This is a genomic window from Saezia sanguinis (assembly GCF_003991585.1).
Taxonomy (GTDB): Bacteria; Pseudomonadota; Gammaproteobacteria; order Burkholderiales; family Burkholderiaceae_C; genus Saezia; species Saezia sanguinis.
Map to the genome: position 1 here is coordinate 247,958 of NZ_PQSP01000003.1, position 12,878 is coordinate 260,835.

Here is a 12,878-nt window from a genome sequence, read left to right on the forward strand (position 1 = left end):
AATCAATATCTGACCCTGTAGTTTCAGATACTCAACCTGCGACTTTTGCTGCGTTTATGATTAAACCTTCTTCTTAACCTGGGGCGGCCTAGCGGTCTATTCTGAAAGGCCAAACATCACAACAACAAGGTTGAACAACAGCCCAAAAATAACCACAACCGCCAACCCAAGCCAGGGGCCAAGCACTGAAAAATGAATCACATTCTTGATTCTTTGGCTACTTTTCAAAGCCTCGCCCTCATCCATCGCTTTCGGGCTTGCCTTGATATACGCAATAAATGCGCCACAAATGGCAGCAACCACAGGAAAGAACCATCCCCCTGCGTGCCACTCCACCATAACTTGATAGCCAGCCTGAGCAACTGCGCCTGACAACGCCGTCAAAACCACTACAAACAAATGCGATCTGAATATGCTGGCATACAGATTAAAAAATACTCCGGCACAAACAGCCGCCACACCCCCAACATAATAAAAGAGAAACCCAATAGGCAAAGTAAACAGAAATGCAAAAATCAGAGCAATTTCAGTGGCCCATTGCGATGAAACCCCTTGACGAGGCGACGTATTTTTTACATCTCCCACAACATCATCGCTATAGTTGTCATCCCCCATGTCTTTCTCCCATCCACCTGATAACCCAACATCAACCCAATACAAATCACCTTATCCGCCTTTTAAATCGCTGACATCAGAATGTGAATTAAGCAACCAACGGTCACTAAACCCACGATCACCCCCACCACCACGCCTGCCACCTTACTGACCAGATCACCGATTAACACCCCGATCACTATACTTGCCACCACGATCCCTACTGCAACAACAGCTCCCAATAAAATGTTTGGATTGCCCGATAACATCAAAAACATCCAGCCACCGAATAAAATCCCGGCAAACGCAAAATTGGCGATATTTAACCATTTGTGTTCTTGCAGTAATTGGCGCCGCTCAGGTACTATCCATGTAAAACCTCTGAGCATGACCAGGGAAATTACCCCACCACAAACTGCAGCGATACATATCAGTTCGAAACGATAATCCCTCATATCAGATGGCAAAAAAATGCTGTATGCATATTGGATAGTTTCCCCTGATATTGCAGTGCATATCATCACGCTCCACCCAGACTTGCAGTGATCCACATACCAATAAAAAAGCCACGCCGTCAAACAGGAGGGAATGCCTGCCATAAACCATGGGAAAACCATGAAAGGTCCAAAAAAAGTAAATAGCTGTGCCAGAAAAAGATATGCAAGCACCTTTTTCTTTGAGTTCCTTATCTCCCATGCTTCACTTTCGATTTGGGACTCTACATTTTTTTCATTTATTGTCACCATGATTTACTCTTATACGGATATATCATTAGCCAAGCCATTTCTGCCACATGAATAGAAAATGAACATTCGTTTCATGCCCCTGTAAAAGACTTCCAAATTACGTCAAAGATCAGCCACATCAGCAATAAAAAATACATGACCGGTATACCAAGCCACAAGCGAGAAACCGAAATGAATCATATTTTTAATATCTTCAATCCTTTCAGAAGAAAACATTGAATAACCTGCTGATTAACAGCAATCCCATGCCGTTAAAAAATGGTCATATCTCATTTTTAATAACCAGGAATGCCCAGCCACCAAACAAAACTCCTGCAAAAGCAAAGTTAAGCACTCCTAGCCTCCCCTGCTCTATTAAAGCCTGACGCTGATCGGCTGTTATTCGAACCACATCACCCAGCTTCACCAATGCAATCATCCCGCCACAAATTGCTGCAATACATGCCAACATGACATAATATTTTTCGAGTCCGAAATAAAACAATGAGCAGTAGACATACTGGATAACACCACCTGACAGTGCAGTACAGACCTCCACACTCCAGCAGTTCTCAAACCAGTCGACATACCGATAAAAAAGCCATGCGGTTAAAAGAGCAGGAACTCCAGCAAGGAGCCATGGTATAACCGCAAATGGCCCCATAAAAGAAATCATCTGTGCGAAGAAAAGACACCCAAAAATCACAAAATCTTTTGATCGCCTTTCATTCCACTTTTCTCGCTCAATTTCAAAATCCTCATTCTGTTCATCAATTGCGGCTGGACTGCTTTCTATCTGAGGCTCATCGTTTTCATCATAAATCTGCTCATCTGCATATACAGTCTTACCAGGCCATACCAAACGCACTAAAGACAGAATGGTGCAACTTACTGCTGCTATAGCGCTGGGCCACACGATAGCATTGGAAAGATAACGCCATTGAAACAACGCAGACACATTCCCTATATAAAAAGCACCCAGCAAGCCCTTTGCATAAACAGTAATCATCAAATAAGCAGCTTCAATCCCCGCAGCGGCCACGGCTGTTACAACAATAACCCGCCACCATACCATTGATGATTTCTCCAAATGGCTCAATAACATACCTGTAAGCAAGGCCGGTATACCGTACCTGGAGTATGTATCAATCACGGGTATATGGAAAAATGGCAGCATCCAGGAAATATTGTCCCCCCGAATAAGCCATGTATCCAATATGGAAAGCAATAGCGCAACTATTGGCCCCCAACCTACAAATAACCAGCAGGCATTTCGCTGCGCCCCAGAATTCTCTATTGGTTTATTTTGTATGTCAGCCATCTCTTATCCTTGTCTATGCTTTATTTCAAACACACAAATCAAATCTTTTTATATAACAGTTATTTCTGAAAATTAATAAATTCAAGGGTAAAAAAATTAAAACTGGATGGAGAATTTGCTCATTTCAAACTCACACCCTGTCGCGTCAAAATTATTTCCCCCTTACACAGCCGAACATGAACAGACTTGCAAACTTTTGTCTTCATCCCTTAAAGCCTGTTCAAAATGATTTTCTCATCTGTTATTTCCCGATAAACGTAGACACCAAATTTATGGCTATCCATCCTCCTTTCACAAAGACTGCAAGCACAATGATTGCCACTATAAACTTGATGCCAATCTTCCAAACAACAAATAAAACCCCTATCACAATGCCCATAAACATCGTTACTGCGGATATATATTGAACAAAATCAATACCCAGCAAAGCTACAAACATCCAGCCGCCAAACAGCATTCCGGCAAATGCAAAATTGACAATGTTCAACCACTTTTGCGCTTGTAATGCGTGGCGTCGTATCGGCGTTATCCGTAAAACTCCCCTCAGCATTACCAATGCAAGCATCCCGCCACAAATTGTGGCAATAGTTGCCAATGCAATACGGTACTCTCCCACCTTTGATAGAAAAAACCCCGTGTATATATACTGAGTACTCCCGGCTGATAATGCCGTACATGCAACAACACTCCAGCAAAATCGAAGATGGTTCAGGTACCAATAAAAAAGCCAGGCCGTCAGGAAAGCAGGAACCCCGGCAAAAATCCAGGCTGGAATAATGAAAAATAACCCTCCTGAGCTTATCTGTGCCAAACAAAGACATCCAAAAATTATTCCTCCCAGGTTTCTCTGTATTTGATCTTTAAGCTTTGGCTGCAATCCTGTGCCGGAATCATTGATTCGTTGCTTGTGCACAGTAACAGAAAACACATTCGACCCAGCGCAACTGTTCTTACCTTTGCAACTGCTTTTCATAGTGTTCCTTCCAGAAACCTATAGAAAATGAAAACTCGCTAAAAATATCATAATGACAACCCCCATCCATGGCCCTATGATGACAAAATAAATAACGTGGGCAGCACTTTGTCCCCATGATGACGAAAACGCTTTCACACCTGTCCAGACTGTTCCCCTGGTATTCCACCATGCAATAATTCCACCACACAGCGCGGCTAATAATATGAAAACATAATCCCGGCCTGTGCCCCTGATCAAAAAAAGATACACATACTCCAGTGCGCCCGCAGATAAAGCAGTGCATGCCACAACACCGCCCCGTGACTTGAAGAGCGCCAGAAACCAGTTGAAAAACACCCCGGTCAGCAATGCGGGAAACCCGGCCACAAAATACACAAAGAAAGAAATTGGCCAGAGCATCCAGTTGAATAGACATGCCACGATCAGCATAAACACCAACACGGGGGTTGAATGAAAAAACCGGTCGGCTCCCTCATTCATCAAACCAGCTTCAACATCTGCATCATGCATCACCTGTTCTCCATTTTTCAAAATCAAATCATGTGTATTTGCTTTTACAGCCTGATCATTCTCTTTTACCTTCATCATCGCCAATTTTACTTATTTAACATTTATTTCTGAAATTTAAGAAATGTAAAAGTAAAAAAAGAGGCAAAACCAAACCCAATGCCTGACTGAACAGGCATCAGTGCAATACACACAAAACTTTCAGTTACTTATGATTCTTTTTCTTTTGTTTTCCCGGAGCCACGAACAAGCTTCTGAATCCCTGCCCCCATTTTCAACACCTTTTGCATGGTAGCAGGCGATAACCGCATCATTTCCTCTGCCCATGAACCCAGCGTTTCCATCATCTCCAAGGTCTGTTTGACACGCTCCTGCGTATCTTTCCCTTCCTTGGCAAAAGCTTTATCCTGCGTGAGATCGCGCAGCATATGAATCGTTGGCGTAAATTCACGCTTCATGCGCTCTTGCACAATGATGCGAAACAGCTCCCACACATCATGGCAGGATTCAAAATAATCGCGCCGGTCTCCCAGCGTATGGGTAATACGGACCAGGCCCCAGTTCTGCAACTCCTTCAAGCAGGTGCTGACATTAGAGCGGGCTGTTCCCAGCGTTTCGCAAATCTCCTCAGCATGCAAAGCTTTGCCATGATAAAACAGCAATGCATGAATTTGGGCCATGGAGCGGTTCACACCCCAGGCTGATCCCATTTCGCCCCAATGGAGCACAAAGCGTTGAGCCGGTTCGGTTAGTTTCATGCTTTTAATTGTATTCTTAAACAGAATTTTCTGTCAATACAGAAATACATTGACTGATTCCAGAGCATGCGTTCGCATATTCCCATGCATTTTCCCCGTAAGCTTCACTTTGAGCCTGTTTCTATGGTCTAATGCAGAAGTCTCTGTATAACGGTGTTTCACTCAACCATTGACTTATGCGCACTTTTCCATACTTTTTGACCTGGCCAATTCTCGCAGTATGTGTTGCTTTTCTGGCATTAACCAGCCTGCCAGGCTGTACATCAACCAATGAGCCACCTAGCTCCAATGCCACAGCACGGCCTGAGCAATGGGCACGGCCCATAGATGCCTCCATGAACCTGTATCAGATTGATGAGCTGCTTTATCGCAGCCAGCAACCTACAGCAGAAAATCTGGCACAGATAAAAGCCCTGAATATTCAAACTGTCGTCAATTTCCGCCAGTACCATTCAGATAAGACATTGCTGTCAGGCACCCAGATCAATGAACTGCGCATCCCCATGTACACGGCAAATATTGATGATGCAGAAGTCATTGCCGCCCTGAATGCCATGATGCAGGCCAGACAACAGGGGCCGGTTTTGATCCATTGCCAGCATGGTGCAGACCGCACCGGCCTGATGAGCGCAATGTACCGTATCATTTATCAGGGCTGGAGCAAAGAGGCTGCCATTGAGGAATTGACGCAGGGGGGCTACGGCTTCCACACGATGTGGACCAATATTCCCCAATATATTCAAAGTGCAGATATTGCCAAATTAGTTCAGCAGCTTCAATTCAAGCCTGAGCCCAATGTGGCACTGCAACCATAACCGACCTGTTTGATACATGCACAGGCAAGCTGGCCGGAGTTCATGAACAGGCAGAGCTTAAGGTACGGTATGTGAATGGTCGGTAAAACTGGTTGTGAGGGAGATGGCGTTTTTTAATCTTCGTCCATGTGCCTGATAAAACGGACTTCCATCTCACCAATGGTGATGACATCGCCATCTTTCAGCAGCACCGGCTTGGAGGTGACAATGTCTCCATTCAGTAACGGGTTCATCCCGTCCACATGCGATAAAACCCAGCCCCGCTTCCCATAGGAAACTGAAGCAACCCCAACGCCCAGGCTGCCGATCGGGTTGACGGTTTTATCCAGCTCAACCTTGTCTTTTCCGGATTTAAGGCCTTTGGTAAATTCCAGATAGGCAGGAATGGATGTCATCGTATCCTGAAACCCTACTGTGGAAATCTGGGAGCCCGGCTGTGCCGCATAGTCCCCTGACGAGAATCTGGGTTTCTCTTTGACCGGCTTATCCATGCTATAAATCAGCCGGCATAACCCAACCATGATCTGCAGCCCGTCTTCGAGCTTGTAGGGCATATCAATCTTTTCGCCGTTGATATACGTTCCATTGGTACTGCCCAGATCCTCAATTACCATCGTATCATCGGAAATGATAATGACGGCATGATGCCCGCTGACCGTTGGGTCTGAGATCACGACCATGTTATCCGACCTGCGCCCAATGGTGGTACGCCCCTCCGTCAGATTAATACAGCGCTTTTCTCCAGCATGTATGATCGTCAACTGTGGATTGATCACTTCTTTTGGCATATACTTATTTAGGAAACATATTTCCGCTCAGACGTATTTATACTATAAAAAACCATCATTCGCAGTAGATGTCGCATCTCTTTGCTCAGCCAGACATCTTATTTTAAACAGCCCGCCCCTTGCCCGACAATATTATATCCAGCCTTATGGGCCGCCTTATTCATGTGTTCCTTTATTTTTTTTTGTTTTTAAGCATTTTATGAAGTATCCGGGCACATAATAACACACCAACAACACCGGCTACCCCGCCCATATAATGCAAAACAGCAACCGGCTCATATACCTGTGTCTGTTGCGAAACTTCCACCCATGCCGCAGGCCATACATGCTGGGCAATAAACTGGTCTGCCACAGCCATGGTGCCGGCAATCCATCCCAGCAGCATACCCCCCAGCGTAATGATCAGCGGGAACCGGTCCATCAGTTTCATCACAAACTGGCTCCCCCATACAATGATAGGTACACTGACCACCAGCCCGAATACCACCAGCAGCATATGATGATCCTGGTGCGCACCCTGCGCTGCGCTGGCAATGGCAATTACATTGTCAACACTCATCACCAGATCAGCCACAATGATGGTTTTCACCGCTTTCCACAGCTTATCACTGGCCTGAATACCCTCATGATCATCCGGTGGCTCCGGCAACAACAGTTTAGCGCCAATCACCAGCAACAGCAATGCACCCACTACTTTCAAGAAGGGTAAACGCAACAACTCCAGTGCAAAAAAAATCAGCACCACCCGCAAAACAATGGCGCCAGCCGTCCCCAGAACAACCCCTTTCAGCCGCTGTGCAGGTGCCAGCCTTCTACATGCCAGGGCAATCACCACGGCATTATCCCCCCCCAGGAGAATATCAATCATGATGATGGAGCCGACAGCAAACCAGAATTGAGCAGTAAAAAATTCAGCCATCCGTTGTTCTTTTTCCCTGTAAACAGCCGCACTGTTGAGCGGTTGGCATGCAAACCTCCCAAATCCGTCAACAAAGCATATCTTCGGCCATTATATGCAACCTGTATCCGGCGCTCTATAGTCACCGCCCCTGGTCATAAAAAAGGGAGGCCGGTTATGGCCTCCCTCTAAAGTGAATACAATAGCGGCGCAAATCGCGGCTATTGCATGGTATTTATCCGATCAGTTTTTTGATCAGAGCACCCATTTCAGACGGATTGCGTGTTACTGTAAAGCCACACTCCTCCATAATCGCCAGTTTAGCGTCTGCTGTATCAGCGCCACCGGAAATCAAAGCACCGGCATGGCCCATGCGTTTTCCGGGAGGTGCGGTCACACCAGCGATAAAGCCAACAATCGGTTTTTTCATGTTGTCTTTGCACCAGCGTGCGGCATCAGCCTCATCAGAACCACCAATTTCACCAATCATGATCACTGCATCGGTATCCGGATCGTCATTGAATGCCTGCATCACATCAATGTGCTTGAGCCCGTTGATCGGGTCACCACCGATCCCCACAGCGCTCGATTGCCCCAGACCCAGTTCGGTCAGTTGTGCAACAGCCTCATAAGTCAGCGTACCGGAGCGGCTCACCACACCAATACGGCCTTTTTTATGAATGTGCGCCGGCATGATACCAATCTTGATTTCTTCCGGTGTAATGATACCCGGGCAGTTCGGGCCCAACAGCAATGTCTTTTTGCCGCCAGCGGCTTCCTTGGCCTTCATCTTGTTGCGCACCACCAGCATATCCTTGATCGGAATGCCTTCTGTGATACAGATCACCATATCCAGGTCAGCCTCTACAGCTTCCCAGATTGCTGCTGCGGCACCAACCGGAGGTACATAAATCACAGAAACAGTGGCACCGGTTTCTTTGGCAGCTTCTTTGACCGTGGCGTAAATCGGCACGTCAAAAATCTTCTCACCGGCTTTTTTAGGGTTCACCCCGGCAACAAAACAGTTTTTGCCATTGGCATATTCAATACATTTTTCAGTATGGAACTGCCCCGTTTTCCCAGTGATCCCCTGGGTAATAACCTTGGTATTTTTGTTAACGTAGATAGACATGTCCGTATTCCTTACTTAACGGCTGCAACCACTTTTTTGGCTGCGTCGGCCATGGTATCAGCACTGATAATGGGCAGACCTGAATCAGCCAGAATTTTCTTACCCTGGTCTTCATTGGTCCCTTTCATGCGCACCACCAGAGGTACTTTCAGGTTCACTGCCTTACAAGCAGCAACCACACCAGTAGCAATGATGTCGCAGCGCATGATGCCACCGAAGATGTTGACCAAAATCGCCTTGACTTTGGGATTGCGCAGCATGATTTCAAACGCTGCGGTCACTTTTTCTTCGGTCGCGCCACCACCCACGTCCAGGAAGTTGGCAGGTGTGCCGCCAAACAGCTTGATGGTATCCATCGTCGCCATGGCTAGACCTGCACCATTAACCAGACAGCCAATGTCACCATCCAGGCTGATATATGACAAATCGTATTTAGAAGCTTCCAGCTCAGCCGGGTCTTCTTCGTCCAGGTCACGCAAAGCCACAATCTCAGGATGGCGGAACAGTGCATTGCTGTCAAAGTTGAACTTGGCATCCAGCGCTTTGATATTGCCATCGCCTTCCAGAATCAGCGGATTGATTTCCACCAGGGAAGCATCGGTATCCATGTACACTTTGTACAGTTTTTTGAATACGTCAACGGCCTTGTCCACTGAAGCGGCAGGAACGCCAATACCGGTAGCCAGTTGCTTGGCCTGATCATCAGTGATACCGGTCGAAGGATCGGCAAACACCTTGATGATTTTTTCCGGATTCGTCTTGGCAACTTCTTCAATTTCCATACCGCCTTCACTGGAAGCCATCATAGCCACCTTCTGGCTGGCACGGTCGGTCACCACCGAAACGTAATATTCTTTCTTGATGTCAGCGCCTTCTTCGATCAGCAGCCGACGTACTTTCTGGCCTTCCGGGCCGGTCTGGTGTGTCACCAGTTGCATGCCCAGGATTTCACCTGCCAGTTTTTTAACTTCGTCAAGGGAGCGTGCCAGCTTGACACCGCCGCCCTTACCACGTCCGCCCGCGTGAATCTGTGCTTTGACAACCCAAATGCTGCCGCCTAATTTCTGCGCAGCTTCTACAGCTTCCTGTACGGTAAACGCAGGATAGCCGCGTGGTACCGGTACTCCAAACTGGCGCAGAATTTCCTTGCCTTGGTACTCATGAATTTTCATGGAATTGCTCTCTGAATGAGTCTGAGTGAAAACAAACCGGTTCCCCAACGCCATTTCCGCGCTGACAAACCCCGCTATGCATAGCATGATGCTTCTGATACTTTAACAGCGCTGCGCCAAGGGCATGCCCCCACATCAAAATGACCATGACAAACCCGTACTTAATAAATGGCTATCACACCTGTTTTACCAAGCCGCGAAGGCCCCGCGCATAGACAACTGCTCACAAAAAAGAATCCCGGCGCTCGTTGACAGTCAAAATGCAGGCCAGCCTGTCATATCGGACAAAAAAAGCAATATGCTGATATATCAACAAGATACACCAGCGGCTCCGCTTGATTTACCGCATGGCCAACCTGCACCCTTGCATTTTCAAACACCAGAAAACCCTTGTGGTATTCAAAAAAATCATATATACCCCGCTACTTTAGCACGCCTGCCGGGGCTGCATTTCATCTTGATCAATAAAACCGTTTATCATTAGCTATCTTTTTTCATCAATCGGCAAGATTGATTCTGTTATGGAAAGTGCACTGCTAGGTTATTTTCTGGAATTTGGCAAAAGCTTTTTGCAAATTGTTGCAACACTGCTGCCCATCATGAATCCGCCCAGCGGCGCTGCGATGTTCCTTTCTGTCACGGAAGGCGCATCCGCCAAAACACGCCATGCATTAGCTAATAGCATTTCTCGCAACTGCTTTCTGATGCTGATCATCTTTATCCTGCTGGGCTCTGTTGTACTCAAGTTCTTCGGCATTTCAAAAGATATTGTCCTGATCGGCGGCGGCCTGCTGGTCGTTAAAATGGGCTGGGGCCTGGTCAATGCCGACAGTTCCACACCGAAACACGATGAACAACTGGCAGACTCCTACACGCCGGAAAAAATCCAGCAAACCGCATTTTTCCCGCTCTCATTCCCCATGACGGTCGGCCCCGGAACCCTGGCTGTGTGCATCACAGTGGGTGCCAGCTTTGCAGGGTCCACCGTCTCCATTACCGTTGCAAGGCTGCTTGGCGGCTTGCTGGGCATTATTTCGCTGGCCATCATCGTACGCGTGTGTTACGGATATGCCGAAAAACTGATGGACATGCTGGGGGAAACCGGCGCCGTGGTCTTCCTGCGCATTGCCGCGTTCATTTTGTTGTGTCTGGGTATTCAGTTGATATGGAACGGGATGGCAAGCGCCATCACGGAACTCTACCACCAGATGATCATCCCGCTGGCCAGCTCCACCAACCCGCCCGTTGCGCCACCCATGCCGGCACCTGCGGCGCAATAAACATCATGCTCCTGTGGTCGGCTTCAGCGTAACGAAGCCGACATGGCTGAGCAGCAGTTCAGTATCCGCATCGCAACCTCTGCCGTTTGCGCCTCGTACGCAACTTGTGTCGCATCCAAGCGCCTGAACGTCGGCCAGCCACAAAACAGATCGGCCATGGCAGACGATGTGGCACGAACAGTCACGGTGATCGGTTTTTGAAAGGCCGCGCATACTTTGATCGCCTGGCTTCCGGAAACCGCCGCCGATGCGGTCGCCCGAATCAGTTCACACGAAGCCTGGGGAGAAAGGGAAACACCGCTGTTCTGGCCCAACGCCTGTTTCGTTTGGGCAAACAAGGCATCGGGAAACAGTGCTTTATTCTCCTCAATGAAAACATCGTCGCCACTGCCCATGATCACCGGCACCCCATATTCACCAGCAACCGCACCGTAAATGGCCGCCTCGCCAACCGGCACGCCATTCAACAAAACCTCAGCAAACGCAAAGCTGTTGATGGTGTGCGCCAGAATACCCCTTCCGCCAGCGCGCGAGTGATACCCGATCAGGCACAGGCCCTGCACCCCTGGCGTCACCCCCTGCGCCATGCTCAATACACGTGGCCGCCCCTGTATCACCTGTGCCCTGGCATCCAGTTCTCCGGCCAGCATGTTGCGAAACCGTCCATGCGAATCATTGATAAGTACCTGCCTGGCCCCGCCATCATAGGCACCCGCAATCGCCGCATTGGCCTCTGCGGTCATCAACCGGCGTGCCTGCTCATATTCCAGGTTGCCAAAACGGGTCTGTTCAGGGTGATATACGCCAGCCACCCCTTCAATATCAACCGAGATCAAGATATTCATACCATTCCTTCAACACCAATGAGGCCGCCTCTCCAGCGGAAGCCCTGCCAGCGCATCCAGCAAAGACAGGCGCTGATGCCCCTGCCTGCCCGTCAGCGTCTGTGCATGCCACAGTGCAGACAAAATCGCCTGTTCAATGCTATCGGCAACCGCCTCAAAAACATCGTTCAGCAAATTGTCATGCAGCAGCGCCACCTCATACAGATCGTTTAAAACATCCTGCGGCAGCGTATAAGCCGTCGAAAAGGCCAGCGCAATATCCCCGCTACCATGACCATAGAATGACCCGGTACGGGCCAAACCCGCACCAGCACGCACCGCCAGCCGGTGCAGTTGCCTGGCATCCAATGGCGCATCGGTTGCCACCAGCAGAATAATCGACCCCTTGTCCGCACCGTGCGATTCAACATGCGGCAAAGCCGCCAGGTCTTTACCCACGGCGCACCCTGCAACAGTCAGGTTCGCCAGTTGGCCAAAATTGGCCAGCACCAGTGCCCCCACCCGATAGCGCTTTGATGCTGAAACAGCAACCTCGCGGGAAGAAGAGCCGATTCCGCCCTTCAGCTTGAAACACGACATACCGCGCCCGGCACCGACAGCCCCTTGCGCAAAACGGCTCTGTGCCAACGCATACGCCTCAAGGTAATGCGCCTCACTGACCGCCATTTGCTGAATATCGTTGAGATAGCCGTCATTACACTCCAGCACCAGCGGATTCACGGTCGGCAAATCCCGCCCGCAGGCCGGATTATCTTTAACACACTGCCTGATCTGTGCTGCCGACACGGCCGGAACGGCAAACGTATTGGTCAGCGCAATGGGCGTTTCCAAAACTCCCAGTTCCTCAACCTGCACCAGCCCGACACTTTTGCCAAACCCGTTAATGACAGCCACCCCGGCCGGTACACGCTGCATGAACACATTGCCCTGGTGTGGGCGCACAACCGTCACGCCGGTCTGAACATCACCCGCGTCCAGCGTGGCATGCCCTACAGTCACGCCTGCAACATCGGTAATCGCATTCAGAGGCCCGGCGGCAAAACGGCCTATATGAGGCATTTTCATAT

15 protein-coding genes are annotated in these 12,878 nt (G+C 48.7%); 3 read left to right on the forward strand and 12 right to left on the reverse strand.

Annotation, left to right across the window (positions count from 1 at the left end; genetic code table 11):
* Positions 1–96: 96 nt before the first annotated feature.
* The 6 genes from CUZ56_RS08175 to CUZ56_RS08200 form a co-directional block, all read right to left on the reverse strand.
* Positions 97–615: a hypothetical protein gene (locus tag CUZ56_RS08175; RefSeq protein ID WP_126979886.1), complete on the reverse strand. Its 519-nt coding sequence runs from the start codon at positions 613–615 to the stop codon at positions 97–99.
* Between the two features lie 62 nt (positions 616–677).
* Positions 678–1,340, reverse strand: a complete 663-nt coding sequence (locus CUZ56_RS08180) for a hypothetical protein (protein WP_126979887.1) — start codon at positions 1,338–1,340, stop codon at positions 678–680.
* Between the two features lie 262 nt (positions 1,341–1,602).
* Positions 1,603–2,640, reverse strand: a complete 1,038-nt coding sequence (locus CUZ56_RS08185; protein WP_126979888.1) for a hypothetical protein — start codon at positions 2,638–2,640, stop codon at positions 1,603–1,605.
* Between the two features lie 241 nt (positions 2,641–2,881).
* The gene (locus CUZ56_RS08190; RefSeq protein WP_126979889.1) at positions 2,882–3,613 is read right to left on the reverse strand and encodes a hypothetical protein; all 732 of its coding nucleotides are present in this window, start codon (positions 3,611–3,613) and stop codon (positions 2,882–2,884) included.
* An 18-nt stretch (positions 3,614–3,631) separates the two neighbouring features.
* Positions 3,632–4,204 carry a hypothetical protein gene (locus tag CUZ56_RS08195; protein WP_126979890.1) on the reverse strand — a complete coding sequence of 191 codons (573 nt, stop codon included), beginning with the start codon at positions 4,202–4,204 and terminating at the stop codon, positions 3,632–3,634.
* 128 nt (positions 4,205–4,332) lie between these two features.
* On the reverse strand, positions 4,333–4,881 hold the full coding sequence (locus CUZ56_RS08200) for a GbsR/MarR family transcriptional regulator (RefSeq protein ID WP_126979891.1): 549 nt from the start codon (positions 4,879–4,881) through the stop codon (positions 4,333–4,335).
* Between the two features lie 335 nt (positions 4,882–5,216).
* On the opposite strand from CUZ56_RS08200, the gene CUZ56_RS08205 reads away from it, so the two are divergent.
* Positions 5,217–5,696: a dual specificity protein phosphatase family protein gene (locus CUZ56_RS08205; protein ID WP_204250864.1), complete on the forward strand. Its 480-nt coding sequence runs from the start codon at positions 5,217–5,219 to the stop codon at positions 5,694–5,696.
* Positions 5,697–5,809: 113 nt separating this feature from the next.
* On the opposite strand, the gene CUZ56_RS08210 is transcribed toward CUZ56_RS08205, so the two are convergent.
* From CUZ56_RS08210 to sucC, 4 genes are all read right to left on the reverse strand, one after another.
* On the reverse strand, positions 5,810–6,484 hold the full coding sequence (locus tag CUZ56_RS08210; protein WP_126979893.1) for an FHA domain-containing protein: 675 nt from the start codon (positions 6,482–6,484) through the stop codon (positions 5,810–5,812).
* Positions 6,485–6,656: 172 nt separating this feature from the next.
* Entirely contained in the window at positions 6,657–7,403 is a 747-nt protein-coding gene (locus CUZ56_RS08215) for a TerC family protein (RefSeq protein WP_126979894.1), read from the reverse strand.
* 214 nt (positions 7,404–7,617) lie between these two features.
* Complete coding sequence (gene sucD / locus CUZ56_RS08220) at positions 7,618–8,514, reverse strand: succinate--CoA ligase subunit alpha (RefSeq protein ID WP_126979895.1); 897 nt, start codon at positions 8,512–8,514, stop codon at positions 7,618–7,620.
* A gap of 11 nt (positions 8,515–8,525) precedes the next feature.
* On the reverse strand, positions 8,526–9,686 hold the full coding sequence (sucC, locus tag CUZ56_RS08225) for an ADP-forming succinate--CoA ligase subunit beta (protein WP_126979896.1): 1,161 nt from the start codon (positions 9,684–9,686) through the stop codon (positions 8,526–8,528).
* A gap of 124 nt (positions 9,687–9,810) precedes the next feature.
* Between sucC and CUZ56_RS08230 the strand changes: the two genes are divergently transcribed.
* Together CUZ56_RS08230 and CUZ56_RS08235 are read left to right on the forward strand one after the other, a co-directional pair.
* Complete coding sequence (locus tag CUZ56_RS08230) at positions 9,811–10,170, forward strand: hypothetical protein (protein WP_126979897.1); 360 nt, start codon at positions 9,811–9,813, stop codon at positions 10,168–10,170.
* Positions 10,171–10,207: 37 nt separating this feature from the next.
* A complete protein-coding gene (locus tag CUZ56_RS08235) occupies positions 10,208–10,966 on the forward strand; it encodes a MarC family protein (RefSeq protein ID WP_126979898.1) in 759 nt (252 codons plus the stop codon).
* Between the two features lie 23 nt (positions 10,967–10,989).
* On the opposite strand, the gene CUZ56_RS08240 is transcribed toward CUZ56_RS08235, so the two are convergent.
* Positions 10,990–11,811 (reverse strand): M55 family metallopeptidase, encoded by an 822-nt coding sequence (locus CUZ56_RS08240; RefSeq protein ID WP_126979899.1) that lies wholly within the window; start codon positions 11,809–11,811, stop codon positions 10,990–10,992.
* A 9-nt stretch (positions 11,812–11,820) separates the two neighbouring features.
* Positions 11,821–12,876: a DmpA family aminopeptidase gene (locus CUZ56_RS08245; RefSeq protein ID WP_239442295.1), complete on the reverse strand. Its 1,056-nt coding sequence runs from the start codon at positions 12,874–12,876 to the stop codon at positions 11,821–11,823.
* Positions 12,877–12,878: the final 2 nt, after the last annotated feature.